Origin of the sequence: Micromonospora sp. DT227 (assembly GCF_049841835.1) — a bacterium.
GTDB lineage: Bacteria > Actinomycetota > Actinomycetes > Mycobacteriales > Micromonosporaceae > Micromonospora.
The window spans coordinates 641223-666839 of record NZ_JBNCLA010000004.1 but is presented as its reverse complement, the minus strand read 5'-3'; the positions used below and the strand labels follow the sequence as shown (position 1 = coordinate 666839).

Sequence of the window (25617 nt, the reverse complement as noted above, 5' to 3'; positions counted from 1 at the left end):
GTGCACCGGGATACAACGCCGCGACCCCCCGACCCATTCCACCGCCAGCGTGCCCCCCACCACCCCGAAACCAGACATCCCACCCCACGCGGGAACTGCCCCCGACACCCCGACCGTCGATCTTGCAGTTGCGGACCGCCCATTCGGTGCGAAACCGACGTTCCAGCGGCGCCAAGTGCAAGATCGGCACACGGAAGGCTCCGCGCCCCGCCCGACGCTCCGACCGCTCACCCCGTTGACCATGAGGTTGGCGGTGACGAAACGGACATCGAGTGCCGCCAACTTCATGATCAACGGGGTGAGCGGCGGGCGGACGGTGGGAGGAACGGGTGGGTTCTGCCGTTGGCAGATCCGCTCACCGTGAACAGTCCGCCCGGACCGGGGTTCCGGGGGCAGGGTGGGGCGATGCGACTGTTGATGCTGGGTGGCACGGGTTTCGTCGGTGGGGCGGTGGTGGCCGAGGCGGTCCGCCGTGGCTGGGCGGTGACCGTCTTCAACCGGGGTGTGCACGGCGAGGTGCCGGCCGGCGTACACCGGTTGCGGGGTGACCGCGACGAGCCCGGCGGCTTGGCGGCGCTCGCCGGCGGCGAGTGGGACCTGGTGGTGGACACCTGGGACGGCGCGCCCCGGGCCGTGCGGGACGCGGCTCGGGCCCTGACCGGTGCGGTGCCGCACTACGTCTACGTCTCCAGCGGCTCGGTGTACGCGCCGACGGCCGGGCCGGGCACCGGGGAGGAGGCGCCGACCGTCGCGGCCGAGCCGGACGCGGACGACGGCGACTATCCGCGCAACAAGGCCGGCGGGGAGCGGGCCGCCGTGGAGGTGTTCGGCGAGCGGGCGTTGCTGGTGCGGGCCGGCCTGATCCTCGGGCCGGGGGAGGACATCGGGCGGCTGCCGTGGTGGTTGCACCGGGTCGCCCGGGGCGGGGACGTGCTGGCCCCCGGGCCACCGGATCTCCCGGTGCAGTACGTGGACGTCCGCGACCTGGCGGGTTGGCTGCTGGACCGGGGCGTCGAGGGCGTCGGCGGAGCGTACAACGTGGTGAGTCGGAGCGGGCACACGACGATGGGTGAGCTGCTCGACGCGGTGGTGGCGGCGACCGGGTCGGACGCGACGCTGCGGTGGACGCCGCCGGCGCCGATCCTCGCCGCCGGGGTGGAGCCGTGGAACGACCTGCCGATCTGGATCCCGCGCGGGCACGAGTACCGCTGGTTGCAGGAGCGCGACGTCGAGCGCGCGTACGCGGCGGGTCTGGTCTGCCGGCCGGTCGCCGAGACGGTCGCGGACACCTGGCGGTGGCTGCGGGCGGTGGGTGGGGTGCCGGCGCGGGCCGGCCGACCGGCGCGCGCCCCGGTGGGCCTGGCTCCGGAGCGGGAGGCGGCGCTGCTGGCCACCCTGCCGGCCTGATCCGCGACGCGGGCGGTCCTCCGGTCGCGGCGCACGGCCGGCCGACCCGCCGCCACCGTCGGCACCGGCCCGACAGACAACGGGGGCGGGCCGGTGCCGGCGTGGGCCGGCGACATCGGGGGCGGCGCGGACGACAACGGGGCCAGCCGGACGGCGACGGGGGCGGTGCGGCGGGGCCGGGTCCCGGCGGCCCCGCCGCTTCCCCGCGCGCCGCCGTCGCACCCGGCGGCGCGCCCGGTCCGGCACTCAGGGGTGGGTGCCGACCTGGCTGGCCTCGGTCTCCCAGATGCCGTACTGCCGCTCGGCCGGGGGCAGGCCGTAGAAGCAGACGCTGTCGACCTGCCCGGCCGTCTCGTTCGCCACCGACGAGCCGAAGCTGACGTAGCGGTAGCCGCGGTCGGACTTCGCGCCGTCGATCCCGGCCTCGGTGACCTTCATGCTGAGGCCCGGGTTCCAGCCCCGCACGTAGTCGATCATCTTGTACGGGTTGTGCTCGCCGCCGCCGTCCGCGCCGCGCGTCAGGTAGCTGGAGCTGTAGCAGTGCACGGTGGCGACGTCCGGCCGGTACGGGCCGGTGAGCATCGCGCCCAGCCCGTCGCCGGTGTCCCGGACGAACGCGTCGAACCACTGCCCGGAGTTGCCGAACGTGAACCCGGAGCCGTCGCCGTTCCAGCGGCCGGCCGGCATGTTGATCGCCCAGAGCAGGTTGCCCCGGTCCTGGGCCGGCTTGTTGTCGCGGATGGTGGCCAGTCGGTTCCACCGGGCCAGCCACGGGTTGTTCGGCTGGTGCCAGTCGGGTTCGTTGCCGATCTCCCAGACGAAGAGCGTGTTCGGGCGCGCGTCGACGTACGGCAGCAGTTGGTCGAGTTGTCGGCGGGCCAGGGCCGGGTCCGGGTCCTCCGAGGACTGGATGATCATCTCGGTGAGTCCGGTGCCGCGCAGCTCGTCGAGCTGCCCGTCGCTGAACTGCCGCCGGTTCGGGTCGCCCCAGAACATCGAGATGCGGGCGGTCTGCGGACGCATCCGGCGCAGCAGGTCCACCTTGCGGGCGAAGTCGATGTTGTTGGTGGCGCTGCCGGGCGAGACCACCGCGCCCCACTTCATGGAGTACGCGGCGGACGCCGGCGCGGGAACACCGAGCACGCCGCCCGCGCCCAGCACGGCGGCGGACGCGCCGACGCCGCCGAGGAACCGGCGTCGGGACAGGCCGGGTCCGCCGGTCGGCGGCGGGACGGTGGTGCGGTCGGTCATCGGGAGCCTCCCCTGGTCCGATGGGTTCGGCCCCCACCGTGCCGTCCGCCGGCCGTCCCGTCCTCTCAGCTCGCTCTCACCTCGCTCGCGGCGCGCGTCCGCGCCTCGCCGAGCAGCCGCAGGGCGCGCTCACGTTCCTGCTCCTCGCCGTGCACGCGGCACAGCGCCAGGCAGCCGCGCAGCGCGGACCGGGCCGCCGGGAGCCGACCCAGGGCGAGATGGGCGGCGCCGAGACGACGCAACGCGATCAGCTCGCCGATGCCGTCGCCGACCTCCCGGCTGCCGGCGACCGCCTCGGTCAGCTCCGCCACCGCCCGCTCGTACTCGCCGGTGCGCAGGTGCAGGTCGCCGAGGTGACCCCGGCTGATGGCGGCGCCCCGCCGGTAGCCCAGCTCCTCGCAGAGCGCCAACGCGCGGCGCAGCAACCGGCCGGCGTCCGCCTCCGCGCCGTCGCGCCCCAGCACCAGGGCCAGGCTGGTCGAGGTGTACGCCTCGCCGAACCGGTCGTCGAGCTGCCGGAACAGCGCCAGCGCCGCCCGGAAGGCGGTCTCCGCCGCGTCGGTGCGCCCGGCCACCCGGTGCGCCGCGCCGAGCCCGAACAGCACCTGCGCCTGCCCGGTGGGGTCGCCCAGCTCGACGGTGAGCGCCTCGGCCCGCCCCAGCGCGGTCATCGCGGCGGCGTCGTCGCGGCGCAGCCGGTGCGCGGTGCCGGCGGCCCGCAGCGTCAGCGCCTGCCCGGCGCGGTCGCCGAGCCGCTCGAACCGGGCCAGTGCCGCGTCGAGGCAGCGCCGCGCGTCGTCCAGCCGGTCCAGGTCGAGGTACCGCTCGCCGCGGGCCCGCAGCAGCCACGCCTGCCCGGTCTCGTTGCCGGCCGCCTCGCACGCGGTCAGCGCCTGCCCGGTGGTGGCGTCCCAGTCGTCGAGGTGCTCGCGCAGCTCGAAGAAGCGGCCGAGCGTGTTCGCCAGGTTCCAGGCCGCCTCGTCGAGCCCGGCCGACGCGGCCCGCCGGACCGCGCCGGTGAGCGGGCCACGGGCCGCCTCGAACCACGACACCGGGTCGGCGAGCACCACGTCCAGCTCGGCCGCCGTCCACCGGGACCAGCGCGGCGCCGCGCCGGCCGGGCCGCGCCGGAAACCACCGGGGGTACGCCGGTAGGCCTCGTCGGTCAGCGTCAGCCAGCCGCCGACCAGCCGGGCCAGCGCCGCCCGTCCGACGACGGCCGGTTCCTCGGCCGCGCCGCGTTCCCCGGCGTACGCCCGGACCAGGTCGTGCAGCCGGTAACCGGCCGGGTCGACGTCCAGCAGCCGGGCCTCGACCAGCCGTTCGGTGAGTTCCTCGGCGGCGGCCAGCGGCAGGTCGAGCAGCGCCGCGGCGGCCCAGGACGGCACCCGGGGCAGGTCCACCGCACCGAGCAGCCGCAGCAGGCGGCGTTCGGCGCCGGTCAGCTCCTGGTAGCTGGTCGCCAGGCTGGAGCGGACCGCCAGGTCGCCGGTGCGCAGCACGTCCAGTCGGGCGCGCTCGTCGGCGAGCTGGTCGGCGAGCCGCCGTACCGGCCAGTGCGGGCGGGCGGCGAGCCGGGCGGCGGCGATGCGGATGGCCAGCGGCAGGTGGCCGCAGCGTTCGGCCACCCGGCGGCAGTCGGCGTCTTCGGCGGTGACGCGGGCCGGCCCGAGCGCGTGGCGGAGCAGGTCGACGGCCTGCTCGGCGGTGAAGACGCCGAGGTCGACGTGGGCCGCCCCGGGCAGGGCGGTGAGCCGCCGCCGCGCGGTGACCAGCACCGCGCATCCCGGCTCGGCGGGCAGCAACGGGCGGACCTGGTTCTCGCCGGCCGCGTTGTCCAGCACGACCAGCAGCCGCCGGCCGGCGGTGCGGGCCCGGAACAGGGCGGCCCGTTCGTCCGGCCCGGCGGGCACCGCGCGCGGGTCCTCGCCGAGGGCCTGGAGGAACCGGCCCAGCACTGCGCCCGGGTCCAGCGGCTCGCCGCCGCCGCGCAGGTCGACGAAGAGCTGCCCGTCGGGAAAGGCCGCCCGGACCAGGTGTCCGACATGGACGGCGAGGGTGGTCTTGCCGCCGCCGGCCACGCCGGAGACGGCGACGACCCGTGGCGCGGTCGCGGTGGCGGCGGTCAGCCGGGCCACCAGGTCGGCGGCGACGGCGTCCCGGCCGACGAAGTCGGGGGCGTCCATCGGCAGTTGCGCGGCGGCCGGCGCGGGTACCCCGTCGGGAGCGTCGTCGAGCAGCGGATCACCGGCCAGGATGCGCCCGTGCAGGGCCTGGAGCGCCGGGCCGGGTTCCAGGCCCAGCTCGGCGACGCCGGCGGCCCGGCCCTGCCGGTAGACCTCCAGCGCCTCGGCCCGCCGGCCGGCCCGGTGCAGCGCCCGCATCAGCCGCTCGCGCAGTTCCTCCCGCAGCGGCTCGTCCCGCACCATCCGGTGCAGCCGGGGAATCAGCTCGGCGTGCCGGCCGAGGCCGAACTCGACGTCGATCCGGTCCCGTTCGGCGGCGAGGCGCTGCTCGGTCAGCTCGGCGACGGCGGCGTGGAACCCGACGGCGCCCGGGTCGCCGGGCAGCCGCACGTCGGCCAGCACCGGCCCGCGCCAGGCGGCGAGCGCGTCGCCGTAGCGGCGGGACGCCTCGGCCAGCCGCCCGGCGGTGGCCAGCTCGGCGGCCTCGGCGGTGGTGGCGGCGAAGACGGTGGCGTCGAGCGCGTCGGGGGCGACGACGAGCCGGTACCCGCCGGGGCGGGTGGCGATGGCGTCGCCGAGCACCCCGCGCAGCCGCCAGATCAGCGTCTGCACCTGACCGACGGCCGTGTCCGGCGGTGCGTCGCCCCAGAGCGCGGCGAGCAGCAGGTCCAGCGAGACGACCCGGCCGGCGTGCACCAGCAGGACGGCCAGCACCGCCCGCTGCTTGGGGCTGCGCAGCGGGACCGGCTGCCCGGCCCGGATCACCTCGAGCGGGCCCAGGATCCGATAACTGACCATGCGGGCGACACCGTACCACCGGATCGACCGCTGTCGCTCCGGTCGCGCTGGCGGGGTCAGGCCCGCGCGACCGGCAGGTCGAGCACCTCGTCGACCGGGCGGCGCGGGGTGGCACGGCCCGGTTGGCCGTACCCGACCCGCATCACCATCTGCGGCGTGCCGAACCGGCCCAGGGACAGCCGCAGCGCCTCCCGCGCGGCCGGCACCTCGATCGGCTGGGAGAGCATCGACACGGCGAGCCCGGCGTCGGTGGCGGTGAGCAGCACCCGTTGCAGGGCCTGCCCGGCGACGACCTGGTCGGTGCCGGTGTTGCCGGGGGTGCCGAGCACGGCGACCAGCGGCTCCGGTTCGAAGTCCCGGCCGGGCGCCCGGTTGCGTCCGCCGAAGCCACGCTGCGGCAGCAGGTCCTGCGGTTCGGTCTGCGGGCCGCCGGCGGCGGCCGGCACGCCGTCCGGGGCCGGCTCGGAGCGCATCCACGCCACCCGTTCGGCCACGTACGCGGGGTCGCGTTCCAGCACCCGGTGGGCGCTGCGGGCGACCTCGGCGAACGCGTTGACCGCGCTGGTGCCGATGACCAGTTCCAGCCAGCACTGCTCGGCGCGGGCCGCCTCGCCGAGCCGCCAGCGGGCCTCGGCCGGCACCGGGTCCGGCCAGAACGGCGCCCGGTTGCTGAACCGGCGGCCGATCGCCCCGTACAGGCTCTGCTCGGTCGGGGTGGGCCGGCGCGGCACGTCCGGCGTCAGCCGGGCCACCACGTCCGGTTCGGCGGGGTACGGGCGCAGCCGGACCGTCGCCGGGGTGCCCGCCGCGGCCAGCGCCAGCCGCAGGTTGAACAGCGCCGCCCCGCACGCGATCCGCGTGCCCCAGCCGGTCGGGTCGGTGGCCGGCAGGCCGCGCAGCGGGTCGACGGCGACCTCGATGCCGCCGTCGTGCAGTCGGAACCGCCACGGCTGGGTGTTGTGCAGCGACGGCGCGCGTACCGCGTCGGTGACCGCGGCCCGCAGCTGCCCGACGGTGTATTCGGTCGTCATGGTCGTGCTCCCTCCGTACGGCGTCGGGCTTCCGGTTCCTACGGTGCGTCACCGGAAGCGGCCCTGATCAGGGCCGGAGGTCCCCACCTGGGCGGGTCCGACCGGCCCGGGGCGGCGCGTCGACGACGGGACCTTCGGCCCGTGCGGGGGTGGCGGGCAGCGGGTAGAAAGGACTGATGATCCGGGTGTTCCTGCTCGACGACCACGAGGTCGTCCGTCGTGGCCTGGCCGATCTGCTGACCAGCAGCGGCGACATCGAGGTCGTCGGCGAGTCCGGCCTGGCCCAGGAGGCGACGCGGCGGATTCCCGCGCTCCGCCCCGACGTGGCGATCCTCGACGCCCGGCTGCCCGACGGCAACGGCATCGACGTGTGCCGGGACGTGCGCGCCGTGGACTCGTCCATCAAGGGCTTGATCCTCACCTCGTACGAGGACGACGAGGCGCTGTTCGCGGCGATCATGGCCGGTGCGGCCGGCTACGTGCTGAAGCAGATCCGCGGCACCGACCTGGTGGACGCGGTCCGCCGGGTGGCGGCCGGGCAGTCCCTGCTCGACCCGGCGATCACCACCCGGGTGCTGGAGCGCATCCGCAGTGGCGTGGAACAGCCGCGGGAGCTGAAGTCGCTCACCGAGCAGGAACGGCGGATCCTGGAGTACGTCGCCGAGGGGCTCACCAACCGTGAGATCGCCGGCAAGATGTTCCTGGCGGAGAAGACGGTGAAGAACTACGTCTCCAGCGTGCTGGCGAAGCTGGGCCTGGAGCGGCGCACCCAGGCGGCGGTGCTGGCCACCCGGCTGCTCGGCAAGACCCACTGACCCCGGGCCGGGTCAGTCGAGCGGGACGCCCCAGCGCAGCTCGGTGCCGTGCGGCTCGACCCGGCGCAGGGTGAACTCCCCGCCGAGCCGTTCGGCCCGCTCCCGCAGGTTGACCAGGCCGCTGCGGGCCGCCGTCGGGTCGCAGCCGATCCCGTCGTCGGTGACCGTGATCTCGACCCGGCCGGCGTCCACCGCGACCCGCACCGACACCCGGTCGGCCTGCGCGTGGCGGACCGCGTTGGACAGCGCCTCGCGCAGCACGGCCACCAGCTCGGGACGCAGCTCGTCCGGGACGGCGCTGTCGATCGGGCCGACCAGGTCCAGGTCGGGCCGGTGCCCGAGCGTCTCGGCGGCCACCTCGATCGCCTCGCGGATCTCGGTGCGCAGCGCCGCGCTCATCGGGGTGCGCAGCTCGAAGATGGTGCGGCGGATGTCGCGGATGGTGGCGTCCAGGTCGTCGACCGCCTGGTTGATGCGCTTCGCCACCTCGGGTCGGGCGTTCATCGCCCCGCTCTGGAGTTGCAGGCCGGTGGCGAAGAGCCGCTGGATCACCACGTCGTGCAGGTCGCGGGCGATCCGTTCGCGGTCCTCCAGCACCACCAGCAGTTCCCGTTCCTCCTGGCCGCGTGCCCGCTCCATGGCCAGCGCGGCCTGCCCGGCGAAGCTGGCCAGCAACGCGAGGTCGTCGTCGCCGGCCGGGCCGTGGTCGGGCCGGTGCGCGATCACCAGGACGCCGTGCAGCGTGTCGGCGGCGGCGAGCGGGGACACCACCGCCGGGCCGGCGACCACCGGCTGGGGCCAGGGCGCCGCCGCGGCCAGGTCGTCGACCTGTTCGTGTCGGCGCTCGGTGGCCGAGCCGGCGAAGCTGGTCTCGCCGGCCGGCAGCACCGCACCGACCAGTTCCCGGGCGATCGGGTCCGCGCCGTCGACCACCTCGACGGTGAACTGCGCCTCGTCCTCGTCGTAGAGCAGCACCAGCGCCAGCTCCGCCTCGGCGACCTCGCGGGCGCGACGCGCCACGAGCGACAGCGCGTCGGTGCGGCGCACCTCGCCCAGCAGCACCGAGGTGATCTCCGCGGCGGCGGCGAGCCAGCGTTCCCGCCGGTGCGCCAGCGCGTAGAGACGGGCGTTCTCGATCGCCACGCCGGCCGCGGCGGCGAGCGCGGACACGATCTCCTCGTCGTCCTCGGTGAACTCGGCGGCGCCCTGCTTCTCGGCCAGGTAGAGGTTGCCCCACACCTGGTCGCGGATGCGCACCGGCACGCCCAGGAAGCTGTGCATCGGCGGGTGGTGCGGCGGGAAGCCGTACGACCGGGGGTGCCGGGTGATGTCCGGCATGCGCAGCGGCTTCGGCTCGTCGATGAGCAGGCCGAGCACGCCCCGCCCGTGCGGCAGCTCGCCGATGCGCGCGTGCAGCTCGGCGTCGATGCCGTGGACGATGAAGTCGTGCAGCATGCGGTCCGGGCCGATCACCCCGAGCGCGCCGTAGCGGGCGCCGGCCAGCTCGCACGCCGACCGCACGATCCGCTGCAACGTGCTGCGCAGGTCCAGGTCGGAGCCGATGCCGACCACCGCGTCGAGCAGCGCGCGCAGCCGTTCCCGGCTGGTGACCACCTCCCCGACCCGGTCGAGCATCTCCTGGAGCAGCTCGTCGAGGCGGACCCGGGACAGCGGGGACAATCCGAGCGACGGCGTGACGGGCTCGTGCCGGGGGTTCGGTGCGGCGGCCACCGGGCGATGCTATCGCCCGGTGGCCGCCGTCGACCCGTCAGGACGGCTGGTCGCGGACCGCCGAGGTGTCGACGGTCTGCGCGGCGTCCAGCCGCGGGGTGTGCGGCGGCCCGGCGTGCTCCGGGTCGGCCAGCCCGAGCCGCATGCTCAGGTAGGGGTGGCCCAGGCCGGCCAGGGTCTGCCGGAGCACCTCGCGGGTGCCGTCGACCTCGACCACGCCGGAGAGCGGCACCAACGACACCCCGTGCCGGGTGGCTTCGAGCCAGGCGGCGGAGAGCGCCTCACCGGCGCGCAGCCAGCTCAGCGGCTCGTCCTCGGCGCCCCAGAGGATGGCGTAGACGGCGGCCTTGTCGTGGCCGGGGCCGATCGGCAGCGAGCCGGGGGTGCCGAAGTCGCGGCCCGGCACGGTGGTCTGCGCCGCCTGGTCGGGCAGCACCTCCGGCGGCAGGCCGGTGCCGGTGCCGGCCCGGTTGGTCCAGTACGCCAGCTCCTCGCGCAGCTCCAGGCTGTCCGCCTCGACGGCGGCGGCCTGCTGGGCGGCGCCGGCCAGCTCGATCTTCTGCATGTCGTCGAGGATCTGCAGGTCGACGCCCTCCCGGGTGGCGGCCCGGTCGATGTCGCCCAGCACGGCGGCGGAGATCGGCTCGTCGCTGACCGGACGCCGGTCGGTGTGCCGCACCCGCATGCACTGCACCAGGCGCATCGCGTCCGCGTCCGCGCCGGTGTGCCGCAGCCCGGTGAGCCGGGCCATCAGGTCGGGCTGGTGCGGGTCGGGCAGGCGTTCCACCACCGGGGTCCAGCCCTCGGCGGCCAGCGCCACCCGGGCGTGGTGCAGCGCCGCGCCGCAGCTCACCACCAGCAGCCGGCCCTCCGGGTCCATGGCGCTGAGGTGCCGCTCCCGGACCACCCGCAGCTCCAGCGCGTCGGGCAGCACCGTCCAGTGCCAGGGCTGGGTGTTGTGCACCGACGGGGCGTGGCCGGCCGTTCCGGCGGCCTCCGCGAGCGCGGTGGTCAGCGGGCGATCGGTAGCCGGCGTCTCGTGGCTCATCGTCACGACCTTTCCTGTTTCTCCCCATCGTGCCCCACGCCCGGGAGGCTCGGGTGGGGTTGCCGCTCCATCCTCGGGCATGTCGGATCGGGTCGCACGGGGTCCTTCGACCCCTCGGATTACCCGCGTTCGCCCTACCTGCCCCGCTTCGGCACTGAGACGATCCGCACGTGGGGACCGAACCGCGCGAATGCGTACCCGAACGGCCAGCCCGCCCTCGACGGGCCGCGACCGCCGAGTGGGCCCCGTTGGTGCTGCTCACGCTCGCCGTGCTGGGCGGCGCCGCGGCCTGGTTCGCGGGCGCGCGGGGCGCCGCCGACCTGGTCTGGGCCGCGGTCACCGTGGTGGCGCTCGCGCCGGCCGCCTGGACCATGCTGCGCCAACTGTGGCGCCGGCAGTTCGGGGTGGACGTCATCGCGGTGCTGGCGCTGCTCGGCGCGTTGCTGGTGCGGGAGTACCTGGCCGGCGCCGTGATCGCGGTGATGGTGGCCACCGGGCGGGCGCTGGAGGAGTACGCCCGGCGTCGGGCCACCCGCGACCTGCGGGCGCTGCTGGAACGTGCGCCCCGGCAGGCGCGGCGGCGCACCGCGGACGGCGGGATCGAGGTGGTGCCGCTGGACCGGGTGGTCGCCGGTGACCGGCTGGTGGTCGGCCCCGGTGACGTGGTGCCGGTGGACGGCACGGTCGAGGAGGCGGCCACGCTCGACGAGTCGGTGGTGACCGGCGAGTCCCGGCTGGTCGGCCGCGCCGTCGGTGAGCAGGTGGCCAGCGGCGTGGTCAACGCCGGCGCCGGCTTCGGGCTGCGGGCCGACCGCAACGCGGCGGAGAGCACGTACGTCGGCATCGTCCGGCTGGCCGGGGAGGCCACCGCGCGCAAGGCCCCGATGGTGCGGCTGGCCGACCGGTACGCGGCCGGGTTCGTGCCGTTCACGCTGCTGCTCGCCGGCCTGGCGTGGCTGCTGTCCGGCGAGTTCGTGCGGGCGGTGGCGGTGCTGGTGGTGGCCACCCCGTGCCCGCTGTTGCTGGCCACCCCGATCGCGGTGGTCTCCGGGCTGTCCCGGGTGGCCCGCCGGGGCGTGCTGGTGCGCGACGGCGGATCGCTGGAGCAGCTCGGCCGCGCCCGTACCCTGCTGCTGGACAAGACCGGCACGCTCACCGCCGGCCGGCCCCGGGCCGCGGAGACGGTGGTCGCGCCGGGCGGCGACCGGGACGAGGTGCTGCGGCTGGCCGCGTCCGTCGAGCAGCTCTCGCCGCACGTGCTGGCCGCCGCGCTGGTCCGGCAGGCCCGCGAGCAGGGGTTGCCGCTGGCCGGGCCGACCGAGGTGACCGAGGAGCCGGGGCGCGGCGTGACCGGCCGGGTCGACGGCCGGACGGTGCGGGTCGGCCAGCTCGACGGCGAGCCGCCGGCGTGGGCGGACCGGGTCCGGGACCGGGCCGAGCGGTCCGGCCGGTCCACGGTCTGGGTCAGCGACGAGCACGGGCCGCTGGGCGCGATCCTGCTGGAGGACCCGGTCCGCCCGGACGCCCGGCGGACCGTGCGGCGGCTGCGCGAGGCGGGGCTGACCCGGCTGGTGATGGTGACCGGCGACCGTCCGCGTACGGCCCGGCAGGTCGCCCAGGTGGTCGGCGTGGACGACGTGATCGCGCGCTGCGCGCCGGCGGAGAAGGCCGACCGGGTACGCGCGGAGGCGGCGCGGGCGGTGACCGTGATGGTCGGCGACGGCGTCAACGACGCCCCGGCGTTGGCCGAGGCGCACGTCGGGGTGGCGATGGGCGCCACCGGGGCGACCGCCTCCGCCGACGTGGCCGACGCGGTGCTCACCGTGGACCGGCTGGACCGGCTCGCCGACGCCGTCGAGATCGCCCGCTACGCCCGCCGCATCGCGGTGCAGAGCGCCACCGTCGGCATGGGCCTGGCGGTGTTGGCGATGCTGGTGGCCGCCGCCGGCCGGCTGCCCCCGGTCGCCGGCGCGTTCCTCCAGGAGGGCATCGACGTGCTGGTGATCCTCAACGCGCTGCGGGCGCTCGGTGGCGGGCTGCGGCAGCGGGAGGTGCCCGCGCACACCCGGGAGCTGCTCGACCGGTACGAGCGCGAGCACGGCGGCGTCCGGGACGTGCTGGCCCGGTTGCGGGACACCGCCGACCTGGTGGCGACCCGCCCGGACGACCCGGGGTGCGTGCCGGCGCTGCGGGACGTGCACCGGCGCCTGGTCGACGAGGTGCTGCCGCACGAGGCGGCCGAGGAACGGCAGCTCTACCCGGCGCTGGCCGGCCCGCTCGGCAGCGACGAGGCGACCTCGACGATGAGCCGGGCGCACGTGGAGATCGTCCGGCTGGTGGAGCGGATCGGCGGGCACCTGGCGGCGCTGGACGGCGGACTGCCCGCCGAGGAGGTGCCCGACCTGCTCGCCGCGCTGTACGGCCTGGACGCGGTGCTGCGCCTGCACCTGGCCCAGGAGGAGGAGGACTACTTCTCGCTCAACCCGTCCGACGGCCCTCCGGTGCGTTAGGAGGGGGCCCTTCTTATGCAGAATGCGTTAAGAAGGGCCCCCTCCTTCTACTCCCGGACCACGGCGACGGGGCAGTGCGCGTGTTGGATGAGCTGCTGGCTGACCGAGCCGAGCAGCATGCCGCGCAGCCCGCCCCGGCCCCGGCTGCCGACCACCACGAGCTGCGCCGCCCGGCTCGCCTCCACCAGCAGCGACGCCGCGCTGCCGGGCACCGCCGAGATCTCCACCGGCACGTCCGGGAAGGTCTCCCGCCACGGCGCCAGTTCCGCCTCGGCGGCGGTCCGCTCGCCGGCGGCGACGTCCTCCGGGTCGAAGTCCGGCGGTACCCACCGGTCACCCGGCGGCTCCCAGACCCGCAGCACCCGCAGCGGCACGTCCCGCTGGGCGGCCCGCTCCACGGCGAAGCCGAGCGCCCGCAGCGCCGAGGGGGAGCCGTCCGAGCCGACCACCACCGGCCCGGACGTGGCGGCCTGGCCGTCGCGGACCACCACCACCGGGCAGTGGGCGTGCGCGCTGACCGAGACCGCGGTGGAGCCGGCGAGCAGGCCGCCGAAGCCGCCGTGCCCCCGGCTGCCGAGCACCAGCATCCCGGCCCCGGTGGAGCGTTCCTGCAACACCAGCGCGGGCGGGCCGTCGAACACCTCGCCGTGCACGGTGATGCCGGGCCGCTCGGCGGCGGCGTCCGCCGCCGCCTTGCGGACCAGTTCCTCGACCTGCCGGCGGGCGTTCTCGTCCGGCCAGATGCCCGGGGCCACGCCGGGGCCGATCCAGCCGGCCACCGTCAACCACTCGAAGACGTACGCCAGCCGCACCGGCCGGCCCGACCGGCCCGCCTCGTCCAGCGCCCAGTTCAGGGCCACCGACGCGTCGGTCGAGCCGTCGTAGCCGACCACGATCTCCTCGTTGCTCATGCGTCACCCTTCACAGCCGGGTCGGTCTCGCGGATCCAGCGCCACTCGGCGACCCGGGGGTCGTCCTCGCCGTACTCGCGGGTGTGGTCGCGGCAGGCCTGGCGCGCGTCCACCATCTCCTGGCGCAGGTGCGCGGCGCGCGAGCGCAGCCCCGGCACCCGGTCGATGGTGTCGATGACCAGGTGGAAGCGGTCCAGGTCGTTGAGCATCACCATGTCGAACGGCGTGGTGGTGGTGCCCTCCTCCTTGTAGCCGCGCACGTGCAGGTTCTCGTGGTTGGCCCGGCGGTAGGTGAGCCGGTGGATCAGCCACGGATAGCCGTGGTAGGCGAAGATGACCGGCTTGTCGCGGGTGAAGATGGTGTCGAACTCGTTGTCCGGCAGGCCGTGCGGGTGCTCCGAGGGCGGTTGCAGGCGCATCAGGTCGACCACGTTGACCACCCGCACCTTCAGGTCGGGCAGGTGCCGGCGCAGCAGGTCGGCGGCGGCGAGCGTCTCCAGCGTCGGCACGTCGCCGGCGCAGGCGAGCACCACGTCCGGCTCGGCGTCGTCGTCGGTGCTGGCCCAGTCCCAGATGCCCAGGCCGCGGCGGCAGTGCTGGACCGCCTCGTCCATGGTCAGCCAGTTCGGCGCCGGCTGCTTGCCGGCCACCACCACGTTGATGTAGTGCCGGCTGCGCAGGCAGTGGTCCATGGTGGAGAGCAGCGTGTTGGCGTCCGGCGGCAGGTAGACGCGGACCACCTCGGCCTTCTTGTTGACCACGTGGTCGATGAAGCCGGGGTCCTGGTGCGAGAAGCCGTTGTGGTCCTGCCGCCAGACGTGGCTGGAGAGCAGGTAGTTCAGCGAGGCGATCGGTTCCCGCCAGGGGATGTGCCGGGTCACCTTGAGCCACTTGGCGTGCTGGTTGACCATCGAGTCGACGATGTGGATGAACGCCTCGTAGCTGGTGAAGATGCCGTGCCGGCCGGTCAGCAGGTAGCCCTCCAACCAGCCCTCGCAGAGGTGCTCGGAGAGCACCTCCATCACCCGGCCGTCGGGGGAGAGGTGGTCGTCGCCGGGCTGCCGGCGGCCGACGAACGCCCGGTCGGTCACCTCGAACGCCGCGCCGAGCCGGTTCGAGGCGACCTCGTCCGGGCCGAACAGGCGGAACGTCTGCGGGTTGCGGGCGATCACGTCGCGTACCCAGGGGCCGAGCGTGCCGGCCGCCCCGGCCACCGTGCCGCCGGGCTCCTCGACGTCGACGCCGTAGTCACGGAAGTCCGGCAGCTCCAGGTTGCGCAGCAGCTTGCCGCCGTTGGCCACCGGGTTCGCGCTCATCCGCCGGTCGCCGGTGGGCGGCAGCGCGGCCAGCTCGGCGACCGGGCCGCCGGTGGCGTCGAACAGCTCCTCCGGCCGGTAGCTGCGCAGCCAGCGCTCCAGCTCGGCCAGGTGCGCCGGGTTGTCGCGCACCTCGGCGATCGGCACCTGGTGGGCGCGGAACGTGCCCTCGACCTGCTTGCCGTCCACCTCCGCCGGGCCGGTCCAGCCCTTCGGCGTCCGCAGGACGATCATCGGCCAGCGGGGACGCTCGACCTCGCCGCCGGAGCGGGCCCGGCGCTGGATCTCGGCGATCTCGTCGACCGCCCGGTCCAGCGTCGCGGCGAGCAGTTGGTGCACCGCCGCCGGGTCGTCGCCCTCGACCAGGTACGGCTGGTAGCCGTAGCCGCGCATCAGGTCGCGCAGGTCGTCGGCGGGGATCCGGTCCAGCACGGTCGGGTTGGCGATCTTGTAGCCGTTGAGGTGCAGGATCGGCAGCACCGCCCCGTCCCGCGCCGGGTTCAGGAACACGTTGGACAGCCAGCTCCCGGCCAGCGGGCCGGTCTCCGCCTCGCCGTCGCCGATCACGCAGGCGACCAGCAGGTCCGGGTTGTCGAACGCGGCCCCGTACGCGTGGCTCAGCGCGTACCCCAGCTCGCCGCCCTCGTGGATCGAACCGGGCACCTCCGGCGCCACGTGGCTGGGGATGCCGCCGGGGAACGAGAACTGGCGGAACAGCCGCTGCATGCCGGCCTCGTCGCGCGGGATGTGGTGGTACAGCTCGCTGTAGGTGCCCTCCAGCCAGGTGTTGGCGACCAGCGCGGGGCCGCCGTGGCCGGGGCCGGTGACGAAGATGGCGGACAGGTCCCGGTCGACGATGACGCGGTTGAGGTGCGCGTAGAGCAGGTTGAGGCCGGGGCTGGTGCCCCAGTGGCCGAGCAGGCGGGGCTTGACGTGCTCGGGCCGGAGCGGCTCGCGGAGCAGCGGGTTGTCGAGCAGGTAGATCTGCCCCACGGTCAAGTAGTTCGCGGCCCGCCAGTAGGCGTCCAGCCGGCGCAGCTCGTCGTCGGTCAGGGGGCTGTGCAGGTCCAGCGCGGTGTCCATGCTGCGTTAGCCTCTCGTGGCTCGGGGTCGGCTGCCACCCGGGGAGGAGACGTCCGTCCCCGGCGCGTCCACCCTCGCGCCCGGGCGGGGGTGTCGGTCAGGGCCGTAGGTCCCGGGTCGGGCGGGCGTCATGCCCCCTCCCGGGCGCCCGGGTCGAGCCCTCGGACGACGATCAGCGGGGCCGGCGAGTGGTAGAGCAGGGCCTGGCTGACCTCGCCCAGACTGGACCGCACCGGCCCGTCGCCGCGCGCGCCGACCACCGCGAGCTGCGCCGACCGGGAGCGGTCGAGCAGGACGTCGGCGGGTACGCCGCGGACGGTCTGGCAGTCGGCGGCCACCCGGGGATGCCGCACGGCGTGCCGGTTGACCGCCGCTTCCAGCAGGCCGTCGTCGGGGTCGCGGCGATCCGGTTCGACCACCCGGACGGCGAGCAGCCGGGCGCCCCGGCGTTCGGCGCAGTCGAAGGCGTACCCGAGCGTGTGGCGGGCGCCCGGCGAGCCGTCGTAGCCGACCAGCAGCGGCCCGGGCGGCGCCGGCTCGGACCGGCCGACCAGGACCGGACAGCCGGCGCGGGCGGCCAGCTCGACGGCGGGCGCGTCGGCCGGTACGCAGGCCGGGCAGGTGGAGCTGCCGCCGTCACCGAGCGCGACCAGGAAGGCGGTGCCGGCGGCCCGCAGCAGCGCCTCGACCGGCGAGCCCTCGACGATCTCACCGCTCACCGGCACCCCCGGCGCGGCGTCGGCGGCGAGCTGGCCGGCCCGTTCCAGCAGTCGCTCGGCGTCGATGCGGGTGCCGCCGGCCGGGGCGGGGCCACCGGTCGCGGCCCAGTTGAACGCATGCATCAGGTGCAGCGGCCGGTCGTGGGCGGCGGCCTCGCCGGCGGCCGTGCGGACCACCGTCAGGCCCTCCGTCGACCGGCCGACGCCGACCACCACCGCGTGGCTGGGTGCGGCCATTCCGGCTCACCTCCCGACCGCGTTCTTCACCCACGGTAGTCGGGTGGCCGGCCGGCCGGACCGGGTCAGCGGAACTGGAGGCGGTTGACCGCGTCGAAGAACCGGGCGCCGAACAGCCGGCGGGTGTGCACCATCGCCCAGGCGGCGGCGGTGACCAGGTAACGGGTGCGGGGACGACGGGCCAGCACGGCCCGCTCGATCACCCGGGCCACCGCCTCCGGCGGGGCGGCGAGCGCCGGGTTCCGGTAGGACTTCGCCATCGACGCGTCGACCGCGGCCACCATCCGGCGGTACGGCCCGGTCGGCTCGGTGCCGGCGCCGAGCGAGGACGCGGCGACCGCGCCGAAGCCGGTGCGGATCAGGCCCGGCTCGATGACCGCCACGTCCACCCCGAACGGCCGCACCTCCTGGCGCAGCGCGTCGGAGATCGCCTCCACCGCGTACTTGCTGGCGTGGTAGTAGCCGCCGCCGGGGAAGACCAGCCGGCCACCCATCGAGCTGACGTTGACGATCCGGCCCCGGCCGGCCCGGCGCATGCCGGGCAGCACGAGCTGGGTGAGCCGGGCGAGCCCGAAGACGTTGGTCTCGAACTGGGCCCGTACCCGGTCCATCGGGGCCTCCTCGATCGGGCCGTACTCGCCGTAACCCGCGTTGTTGATCAGCACGTCGACCTGGCCGTGTGCGGCTTCCACCGCGGCGACGGCGGCGCGCATGGACGCCTCGTCGGTCACGTCGAGGGCGAGCAGCCGGGCGCCGGTGTCGGCCAGGTCGGCGATCGCGTCGACCTTGCGGGCGGTGGCGTACACGGTGAGGTCGGGCCGGCGGGCGAGCCGCGCGACGGTGGCCCGGCCGATGCCGGAGGAGGTGCCGGTGATCAGGACGGTGGTCATGCGGGGTCTCCCGGAGAGGTCAGGCCGGCGACGAGCAGCGCGACGCCGTCGCGCAGCCGCTGCCGGGGCAGGTCGGGGTCGGTGAGGTCGGCCTCCAGGCCGCGGGTGAGCGCGACGAACACGTCGGCCACCGCGCGGGCCCGGGGCCCGGCGGCGTCCGCCAGCGTGCCGGCCACCAGGTCGGTCATCTCGGCGGTGTACGCCTCGACGAGGTCGCCGGTGAGCTTGCCGCTGGCGTCGAGCAGCTCGGTGGCGTGCGGGCTGTCCCGGTGCAGCGTGAGCGTGAGTTCCAGCTTGGCGGCGAGCACGTCGTGCAGCCGGTCGGCCAGCTCGCCGCCTCCGGTGGCGGCGGCCTGCCGGGCCCGGTCGAGCGTGTCGGCGAAGAGCCGTTCGGCCAGTCGCCGGTAGGCGTCGTTCTTGTTGCGCACGTACTGGTAGACCGCCGGCCGGGACATGCCGGCGGCGGCGGCGATGTCGTCCATGGTGGTGCGCCGCATCCCGTGCCGGGTGAAGCACGCGTACGCGGCGGCCAGGATCGTCTCCAACCGGTCGTTCGACATGCTGACAAGTCTTGCATAAAACGTCAGGACGTCAACCGTGTCGCCGGTCACGCCCGGGCGGGGTGGTCAGCGGGGGGCGGGCAGGGCGGGGTGCACGCGTACCACGACGGCGGTGGCGTTGTCCGCGCCGCCGGCCGCCAGGCTGGCGTCCAGCAGTGCCCGGACCGTCCGCGCCGGCTCCTGGCGGGCGGCCAGCAGGTCCCGCAGCCGGTGGTAGCCGAGCTGGTCGCTGACCCCGTCGGTGCAGAGCAGCCAGGTGTCCCCGCGACGCAGCCGGGCGGCGAGCAGGTCCGGTTCCGGCTGGTCCGGGTGCCCGACGTAGCGCAGCAGTTGGTAGCGGGCCCGGGCCGCCTCCGGGGAGTCGGCCGGCCACCAGCCGTGCAGCAGCCCCAGCCAGGCCAGGGTGTGGTCCACGGTGACCAGCTCCAGCAGCCCGTCGCGCAGCCGGTACGCCCGCGAGTCGCCGAGGTGCACGAGCCAGCCCCGCTCGCCGTCCGGCTCGACCACCAGCGCGGTGAGCGTGCACCCGGTCAGCCCCGTGTGCGTGGCGCCGGCCCGGCGGACCCGGCGCTGGGTCTCGGCGGCGGCGGCGTGCAGCCCGGCGGCGTCGACGACCGGCCACCCGGCGCGGACCCGCTCGACGAACGTCTGCGTCGCGGTCGTGCCGGCCGCCCGGCTGCCCTCGCCCTCGCCCATGCCGTCGCAGACCACGGCCAGCGGCAGTTCCTCGTCGACGTGCAGCACGTCGTAGTTCGCCGGGTAGCGGTGCCCGACCACGCTGCCGCCGGCGACCTCCAGCGTGAGCCGCCCGGCGGTCAGCCGGCGGGTGGCCTCGACCGGCCGGTCCGGTGGGCGGCGGTGGAACACCAGCGGACCGTAGCACCGGCACGGGCGGCGAACGGGCAGGTCGGGGCGTGTCTGGTGTCAACTGGGGTTGACGCCAGGGTGCTGTCAACCTACATTGACAGCATGAGTCAGGCAACGGAACTCGCGGCGGCCGCCGGCAGCACCGACCCGAAGGTCGGCCTGCGCGCCGTGCTCGCCCTGCGCCGGCTGCTCGAACGGCTCGAGGTGGTCCAGGTGGACAACGCCCGGCGACAGGGCTGGTCCTGGCAGGAGATCGCCGACGCGCTCGAGGTCAGCCGACAGGCGGTCCACAAGAAGCACGCCGGACGGCCGGCGGTGCGCGAAAGCTGGGAGGCGTGATGTTCGAACGATTCACCGACCGGGCCCGGGCCGTGGTGCACCACGCGCTCGTCGAGGCACAGGCCGAGGGCCGGCGGCCGGTCGGCACCGAGCACCTGCTGCTCGGCGTGCTCGCCGACCGCGACAACCTGGCGGTCCGGCTGCTGTCGGCCGACGGCGTCGACGCCGACGCCCTGCGCGCGGCGGTGGCCCGCCACACCGCGCAGGGCGTCGACGGGCTCGGCGCGGCGGACGCGGCGGCGCTGCGCGAGATCGGCATCGACCTGGCCGCCATCGTGGCCCGGATCGAGGAGTCGTTCGGCCCGGACGCGCTCCGCGAGGCGACACCGCGCCCGCGCCGGTGGTGGCGTCGCCGGCCCGACAGCGGCCGGTTCTCGCCCCGGGCCAAGAAGGTGCTGGAGCTGTCGCTGCGCGAGGCGCTCCGGCTGCGCCACCGGCACATCGGCACCGAGCACATCCTGCTCGGCCTGCTCCGGGAGGGCGACGGCCTGGCCGCGCAGGTGCTCACCGAGGCCGGCGTCGACGTCGACGACCTGCGGCGACGGGTCGACGCGGCGCTGCGCGAGGCGGCCTGACCCCCCGCCGGAATCCAAACCTGATTGCGGTCCTCGTAACGACCCCGCCCGCCGGGTCGCCGCCGCGCCCGGTGTCCTGCACACTGACGCCGTGGACGGTGCAGACGACAAGCTTCCGGTGACCGCCGAGAACCGGACCCCGCGCTCGGCCGTGGTGGTGAACCCGGTGAAGGTGGCCGACCTCGACGAGTTCCGCCGGATCGTGGACGGCGCGCTCGACGCGGCCGGCTGGCCGGCCCCGACCTGGTACGAGACCACGGTCGAGGACCCGGGCCGCGGCCAGGCGGAGGAGGCGGTGAAGGCCGGCGCCGAGGTGGTCTTCGCCTGCGGCGGCGACGGCACCGTGATGGCCTGCGTGACCGCGCTGGCCGGCACCGACGTGGCGCTGGCCGTGCTGCCCCAGGGCACCGGCAACCTGCTCGCCGCCAACCTCGGCCTCTCCGGCGACCTGGCGGCCGGGCTGGAGGTCGCCGTCGAGCGCGGAATGCGCCGGCTCGACGTCGGCGTGGTCGACGACCAGTGTTTCGCGGTGATGGCCGGGATGGGCTTCGACGCCCAGATGCTCGACTCCACCTCCGAGACCACCAAGAAGCGGATCGGCTGGCCGGCCTACCTGGTCGGCGCCGCCCGCCACCTGCGGGACCGGCCGATGCGGGTCTCGGTCCGCATCGACGGCCGGCCGCCGCTGCGCCGCCGCGCCCGCTCGGTCCTGGTGGCCAACGTCGGCCGCCTCCAGGGCGGGGTGCGCCTGCTCACCGACGCCGAGCCGGACGACGGCTGGCTCGACGTGGCGGTGCTGACCCCGCGCACGCTCGGCCAGTGGGCCGCGATGGGCTGGGCGCTGGTCCGCCGCCGCGGCAGCGTGCCCCGGATGGAGGTGTTCCGGGCCCGCACCGTCGAGATCGCCAGCAACCGGGCCCAGCCCCGGCAGCTCGACGGCGACCTGATCGAGCCGGGCCGCTCGCTCACCGCCACCATCCGACCCGAGTCGCTCTGGCTCTGCGTGCCACGCCCGGCGGACCACCCCGACCTGGCGGTCGACGCCGAGGCCGCCGCCGAGCGCGGCGAGCGTCTGATCGACGAGGCGCGCCGTGAGTAGCACCAAGCTCGTCCCCGAGACCCGGTTGATGGCCGAGAACGAGCTGTCCGCCGACGACGCCTGGCGCACCCTGCGCCGGCACGGCGGCTGGTGCCTGCTGCGCGACGCGTTCATCCGGTTCCGCTACGGCGACGGCTTCAGCCACTCCCGGGCCCTGGCGTTGCAGCTCTGCCTCGCCGTGGTGCCGTTCCTGATCGCGCTCACCGGCCTGATCACCGACCTCGGCGCGGACGAGGGCGGCAAGGTCGTCGCCGACACGGTGCTGGCGATCACGCCGGGCCAGAGCGAGACGGTGGTGCAGGAGCTGCTCTCCGACACCGACCGCACCGAGGACGCCGGCGAACTGGCGCTGACCCTCGGTCTGATCACCGGGCTGGTGGCGCTGACCACCACGATGGCGCAGATCGAGCGCGGCGCCAACCGGATCTACGGCGTGGAGCGGGACCGGCCGGCGTTTCCCAAGTACGTCCGCGCCGCCGTCCTCGCGGTGGTCGCCGGCGTGCCCGCGCTGACCGGGTTCCTGATCCTGGTCGGCGGCGGCGCGCTGGGCGACTCGGTGCGCCGGCACTACGAGTGGGGCGACGTCGCCACCGTCGTCTGGGACGTGGTCCGCTGGCCGCTGAGTCTCGGCCTGACCGTGCTCGCCGTGGCGGTGCTGTTCCGGCACGCGCCCCGACGCAAGCAACCCGGCCTGTCCTGGCTCTTCTTCGGCGCCGGCATCGCCATCGCGCTGTGGTGGCTGGCCAGCCTGCTGCTCGCCGCGTACGTCAAGTACAGCGGCGGTTTCGGCCAGACCTACGGCGCGTTGACCGGCATGATGGCGCTGCTGCTCTGGGCCAACCTCACCGGCATGGCGCTCTTCGGCGGGCTGGCCTTCGCCGCCCAGTTGGAGGCCATGCGGATCGGGGTGGAGGAGCCGGCCCAGCCGGATCTGTGGGAGCCGGAGGCGCAACGCGAGGAACTGTTCGACACCGGGGAGATGACCGCGCTCTGACGCCGCGCCGACGCGGCGTGTGAGAGCCACGCCGATCGGGTACAGCGCGCCTCGCAGAAGAAAAGGGAGGTGCGGTGTGACCGCGGTCAAGGAAGCCGGGCGCCGGCCGCTCGGCCACTTCGCCGAGCGGAGCCTCGTCGGGCTGCTCGCGGTGGCCGGCGCGGGCGTCGCCTTCGGCGTGCTGCTCATGCTCGTCCGGTTCCGCTGGAGCCCGCTCCAGGACGCCGACCACGCGGCGGCCGAGTGGTTCAACAACCTCGTGGCCCCGCACCACCCGCTGGTCACCGTGCTCCAGGCGATCACCGACCTGGGCGGTCGACCGGTGCTGATCTGGCTGATCACCATCGCGGTGGTGGGCCTGCTGATCCGCCGCCAGTCCCGGCTGGCGGTCTACCTGATCGTCACCGGCGTGGGCGGGCTGATCCTCGACCCGTCGCTCAAGGCGCTGGTGGGGCGGCTGCGCCCGGTGGTGGACGTGCCGATCGCCAGCGCCCCCGGCAACAGCTTCCCCAGCGGCCACGCGCTCGGTTCGTTCGTCGCGTACGGCGCGCTGCTGCTGGTGTTCCTGCCGGCCATGGCGCCCCGCTGGCGCAAGCCGGCCATCGCCATCGCCGCCGTGCTGGTCTTCCTGGTCGGGTTGACCCGGATCGCGCTGGGCGTGCACTTCGTGTCGGACGTGCTCGGCGGCTGGCTGCTCGGCGCGGCCTGGCTCGGCGTCACCGCGTACGCGTTCCGGCTGTGGCGACGCGAGCGCGGCCGGCCGGTGCCGCCGCTGAGCGAGGGCCTGGAGCCGGAGGCGGGCAAGGAGATCTCGCCCGCCCCGGCCGAGGAGAAGGTGCTGGAGCACCCCCGCTCCGCGGTGGCCGAGCTGCTGGTCGGCTGGGTGATCGTCTTCGGCGTGCTGTACGCCTTCGGCATGTACGTCAGCTACCACGCCAAGGGCACGTTCTTCGACACGCTCGACACCGAGGTCCCGCGCTGGTTCGCCGCCCGGCACACCGACACGCTCACGGACCTGAGCTGGTGGTGGAGCAAGTTCGGCGACACACACGCCATCCTGCTGGTCTCGCTGGTGTTCTGCCCGATCGTGCTGGCCCTGTGGCGTCGCTGGCGGCCGGTGCTGTTCGTGGTGCTGGCCATGTTCGGCGAGCTGAGCCTGTTCCTGTCCAGCGCCCGGGTGGTGGAGCGGCCCCGCCCGCCGGTGGAGAACCTGGACGGCCAGATGCCCACCTCGTCGTTCCCGTCCGGGCACATCGCGGCGACCATCTGCCTCTGGGTCGCCATGGCGATCATCGTGTTCCCGCGTACCGACCGCTGGTGGCGGTGGCTGTTCGTGGCGATGGCCGTGATCATGCCGGTCGGCGTGGCGACCTCCCGGATGTACCGGGGCATGCACCACCCGACCGACTTCATGGGCGCGATCCTGCTCGGCGCGCTCTGGCTGTCCCTGCTCTGGTGGGTGATCCGGCCCAACGCCGACGTCGCCCAGGGCAACCAGCCGGCGATCGAGTCCGAGCAGGTGGACGAGCTGGACGACGAGCTGGCCAAGGCCGGTCGGCCGGACTGACGACGACGATGCTGCGGGTGATGACCTGGAACATCCGTACCGGCGGTCGGGACCGTGACGGCACCGACCGCCGGGACCGGATCGTCTCGGTCGTCACCGCGCAGCGCCCGGACGTGCTGGCCCTCCAGGAGCTGCGCGGGCTGGACCGCACGCTGGGCGGGTTGGCGGAGCGGACGGGTCTGGTGCCGTACCTGGCCCGGTCCTGCTTCGGCCAGCCGGTGGCGGTGCTGGTCCGCCCGCCGCTGCGGGTGCTGTCCTCCGGGCGGGTCCGCCGGCCGTTCCACCACGCCGCCGCCCTGGTGCGGGTGGCCACCGGAGCGGGACCGTTGACCGTGTTCAGCACCCACCTGAACCCCTGGTCGGGCGGGCGGCGGCGGATGGAGGCGGGCTGGCTGTCGGCGGCCGTGCGGCGGGCCGGGGGAGAGCTGGCCCTGCTCGCCGGGGACCTGAACACGCTGGAGCCGGCCGTCGACCACACCGCCCGGCTGGCCGGGCTCGCCGCCGCGTACCGGCGTCGGCACCTGCGCCGCGACGGCCGTACCGTGGACACCCGCGCGGTGGCCCGGCTGCTCGACGGCGGCCTGGTCGACCTGTGGCCGCGGGCCGGTGGCGACGGGCCGGGCGGGCTGACGGTGCCGACCGGCCACGGCGGCGCGGAGTTCGCCGGGATGCGGCTGGACTACCTGCTCGCCACGCCGCCCCTGGCCGACCGGTTGGTCGCGGTCCGCGTGATCCGCGACGCGGAGGCCGACACCGCCTCCGACCACTACCCCGTCTTGGCCGAGCTGGACCTCACGCCCGCCTAGACCAGGTCGGACAGGATGATGGCTACGAAGATCAGGATCACCAGCTCGCTGATGATCCAGGAGTGGGCGTTGGACCAGTCGCGGATCTTCGGCAGCAGCCGCCCGGCGCGTGCGCCCAGCAGCACGAGCCCGAGCAGCGGCAGCGCCAGCAGCAGCACGGTGAGGACCAGGAACGGCAGCAGGTGCCACCACGGCTTGTCGTGCCCGGCCAGGCTGCCGGCGACCGACGCCATGGTGACCTCGTCGCTGGGCATGGCGAGGAACAGCAGCAGGCCCAGCCCGAACGCGAACGCGGGCTTCGGGTCCTCCAGCCTGCGCATCCAACCCGGAGGCTGGTTCCGCTTCCGGCGCAGGAACGTGATCACCATGAGCACGAGCAGCAGCGCCAGCACGATCCAGTCGATCAGGTGCCGGCTGCCGCTGTCCTTCGTGCCGTTGCCGGCGGAGTGCCGGACCAGCCGGAACACGGCGTACCAGATCGTCAGCGGCACCAGCGTGCCCAGCGCCGCGCCCGCCAGGTAGGCCACCGAGCTGCGTCGCGGGTCGCGGCTGGCGGCCAGGAAGATCGCGCTGATGAGCTGCGGCCCGGCGACCATCACGAACGCCAGCGGCAGCACGGTCAGCAGGTTCATGCCCTCATTCTGTTGCCGCCCGATCGGGGTCGCGGCCGGTTCTAGAGGATCAGGTTGAGCAGCACGGTCAGCACCACCGAGGCCACGATCGAGAAGAGGATCATCAGGAGACAGCCGAACCCGCCGCCGGCGGGCCGGATCTCGGTGTTTCCGATGCGCATGACGTCAGCTCCTCGGAACGACGGCCGGGGGGGGGCGCGGCGTGCGGCACCCCCCCCCCCCCGGACACCACGCCCCGCCCGGGC

The 25617-nt window shown here is 75.2% G+C and carries 21 protein-coding genes; 9 read left to right on the top strand and 12 right to left on the bottom strand.

Features of this window, described 5'->3' with window-relative positions; translation table 11 throughout:
- The first annotated feature begins 405 nt into the window (after positions 1-405).
- Entirely contained in the window at positions 406-1407 is a 1002-nt protein-coding gene (locus tag ACLQ2W_RS18030) for an NAD-dependent epimerase/dehydratase family protein (protein ID WP_425787420.1), read from the top strand.
- A gap of 246 nt (positions 1408-1653) precedes the next feature.
- On the opposite strand, the gene ACLQ2W_RS18025 is transcribed toward ACLQ2W_RS18030, so the two are convergent.
- The 3 genes from ACLQ2W_RS18025 to ACLQ2W_RS18015 all read right to left on the bottom strand — a co-directional run bounded on the left by ACLQ2W_RS18025 (position 1654) and on the right by ACLQ2W_RS18015 (position 6673).
- Complete coding sequence (locus ACLQ2W_RS18025; protein ID WP_425787419.1) at positions 1654-2658, bottom strand: twin-arginine translocation signal domain-containing protein; 1005 nt, start codon at positions 2656-2658, stop codon at positions 1654-1656.
- Between the two features lie 65 nt (positions 2659-2723).
- The gene (locus ACLQ2W_RS18020; protein WP_425787418.1) at positions 2724-5642 is read right to left on the bottom strand and encodes a BTAD domain-containing putative transcriptional regulator; all 2919 of its coding nucleotides are present in this window, start codon (positions 5640-5642) and stop codon (positions 2724-2726) included.
- A 56-nt stretch (positions 5643-5698) separates the two neighbouring features.
- Positions 5699-6673: an Acg family FMN-binding oxidoreductase gene (locus tag ACLQ2W_RS18015; RefSeq protein ID WP_425787417.1), complete on the bottom strand. Its 975-nt coding sequence runs from the start codon at positions 6671-6673 to the stop codon at positions 5699-5701.
- 176 nt (positions 6674-6849) lie between these two features.
- Between ACLQ2W_RS18015 and ACLQ2W_RS18010 the strand changes: the two genes are divergently transcribed.
- Entirely contained in the window at positions 6850-7488 is a 639-nt protein-coding gene (locus tag ACLQ2W_RS18010) for a response regulator (RefSeq protein ID WP_181572435.1), read from the top strand.
- Between the two features lie 12 nt (positions 7489-7500).
- On the opposite strand, the gene ACLQ2W_RS18005 is transcribed toward ACLQ2W_RS18010, so the two are convergent.
- Complete coding sequence (locus ACLQ2W_RS18005; protein ID WP_425787447.1) at positions 7501-9168, bottom strand: GAF domain-containing protein; 1668 nt, start codon at positions 9166-9168, stop codon at positions 7501-7503.
- Positions 9169-9256: 88 nt separating this feature from the next.
- Complete coding sequence (locus ACLQ2W_RS18000; protein WP_425787416.1) at positions 9257-10267, bottom strand: Acg family FMN-binding oxidoreductase; 1011 nt, start codon at positions 10265-10267, stop codon at positions 9257-9259.
- 170 nt (positions 10268-10437) lie between these two features.
- Here ACLQ2W_RS18000 and ACLQ2W_RS17995 point away from each other — a divergent pair, with 170 nt between their 5' ends.
- The gene (locus tag ACLQ2W_RS17995; protein WP_425787415.1) at positions 10438-12777 is read left to right on the top strand and encodes a heavy metal translocating P-type ATPase; all 2340 of its coding nucleotides are present in this window, start codon (positions 10438-10440) and stop codon (positions 12775-12777) included.
- Between the two features lie 47 nt (positions 12778-12824).
- Here the strand turns inward: ACLQ2W_RS17995 and ACLQ2W_RS17990 are convergent, their stop codons facing one another.
- The 6 genes from ACLQ2W_RS17990 to ACLQ2W_RS17965 all read right to left on the bottom strand — a co-directional run bounded on the left by ACLQ2W_RS17990 (position 12825) and on the right by ACLQ2W_RS17965 (position 19360).
- A complete protein-coding gene (locus tag ACLQ2W_RS17990; RefSeq protein WP_281935144.1) occupies positions 12825-13688 on the bottom strand; it encodes a universal stress protein in 864 nt (287 codons plus the stop codon).
- On the bottom strand, positions 13685-16087 hold the full coding sequence (locus ACLQ2W_RS17985) for a phosphoketolase family protein (RefSeq protein ID WP_425787414.1): 2403 nt from the start codon (positions 16085-16087) through the stop codon (positions 13685-13687). The genes ACLQ2W_RS17990 and ACLQ2W_RS17985 overlap by 4 nt, the downstream gene beginning before the upstream one ends.
- 128 nt (positions 16088-16215) lie before the next feature.
- The gene (locus ACLQ2W_RS17980) at positions 16216-17043 is read right to left on the bottom strand and encodes a universal stress protein (protein WP_425787413.1); all 828 of its coding nucleotides are present in this window, start codon (positions 17041-17043) and stop codon (positions 16216-16218) included.
- Between the two features lie 65 nt (positions 17044-17108).
- On the bottom strand, positions 17109-17933 hold the full coding sequence (locus ACLQ2W_RS17975; protein ID WP_281935138.1) for an oxidoreductase: 825 nt from the start codon (positions 17931-17933) through the stop codon (positions 17109-17111).
- Positions 17930-18493 carry a TetR/AcrR family transcriptional regulator gene (locus tag ACLQ2W_RS17970; protein ID WP_425787412.1) on the bottom strand — a complete coding sequence of 188 codons (564 nt, stop codon included), beginning with the start codon at positions 18491-18493 and terminating at the stop codon, positions 17930-17932. Before ACLQ2W_RS17970 ends, ACLQ2W_RS17975 begins: the two co-directional genes overlap by 4 nt.
- Positions 18494-18559: 66 nt before the next feature.
- Complete coding sequence (locus tag ACLQ2W_RS17965) at positions 18560-19360, bottom strand: PP2C family protein-serine/threonine phosphatase (protein ID WP_425787411.1); 801 nt, start codon at positions 19358-19360, stop codon at positions 18560-18562.
- A 102-nt stretch (positions 19361-19462) separates the two neighbouring features.
- Between ACLQ2W_RS17965 and ACLQ2W_RS17960 the strand changes: the two genes are divergently transcribed.
- The 6 genes from ACLQ2W_RS17960 to ACLQ2W_RS17935 all read left to right on the top strand — a co-directional run bounded on the left by ACLQ2W_RS17960 (position 19463) and on the right by ACLQ2W_RS17935 (position 24740).
- Entirely contained in the window at positions 19463-19699 is a 237-nt protein-coding gene (locus ACLQ2W_RS17960) for an HTH domain-containing protein (RefSeq protein WP_107159391.1), read from the top strand.
- The gene (locus ACLQ2W_RS17955; protein WP_405094176.1) at positions 19699-20274 is read left to right on the top strand and encodes a Clp protease N-terminal domain-containing protein; all 576 of its coding nucleotides are present in this window, start codon (positions 19699-19701) and stop codon (positions 20272-20274) included. The genes ACLQ2W_RS17960 and ACLQ2W_RS17955 overlap by 1 nt, the downstream gene beginning before the upstream one ends.
- Positions 20275-20365: 91 nt before the next feature.
- Positions 20366-21373: a diacylglycerol/lipid kinase family protein gene (locus ACLQ2W_RS17950; protein WP_425787410.1), complete on the top strand. Its 1008-nt coding sequence runs from the start codon at positions 20366-20368 to the stop codon at positions 21371-21373.
- Positions 21366-22367: a YihY/virulence factor BrkB family protein gene (locus ACLQ2W_RS17945; protein ID WP_405093101.1), complete on the top strand. Its 1002-nt coding sequence runs from the start codon at positions 21366-21368 to the stop codon at positions 22365-22367. The genes ACLQ2W_RS17950 and ACLQ2W_RS17945 overlap by 8 nt, the downstream gene beginning before the upstream one ends.
- A 76-nt stretch (positions 22368-22443) precedes the next feature.
- Positions 22444-23934, top strand: a complete 1491-nt coding sequence (locus tag ACLQ2W_RS17940; RefSeq protein ID WP_425787409.1) for a phosphatase PAP2 family protein — start codon at positions 22444-22446, stop codon at positions 23932-23934.
- Between the two features lie 8 nt (positions 23935-23942).
- A complete protein-coding gene (locus tag ACLQ2W_RS17935; RefSeq protein WP_425787408.1) occupies positions 23943-24740 on the top strand; it encodes an endonuclease/exonuclease/phosphatase family protein in 798 nt (265 codons plus the stop codon).
- Here ACLQ2W_RS17935 and ACLQ2W_RS17930 read toward each other — a convergent pair.
- On the bottom strand, positions 24737-25372 hold the full coding sequence (locus tag ACLQ2W_RS17930) for a GAP family protein (RefSeq protein ID WP_425787407.1): 636 nt from the start codon (positions 25370-25372) through the stop codon (positions 24737-24739). The genes ACLQ2W_RS17935 and ACLQ2W_RS17930 overlap by 4 nt on opposite strands.
- Positions 25373-25617 lie beyond the last annotated feature (245 nt).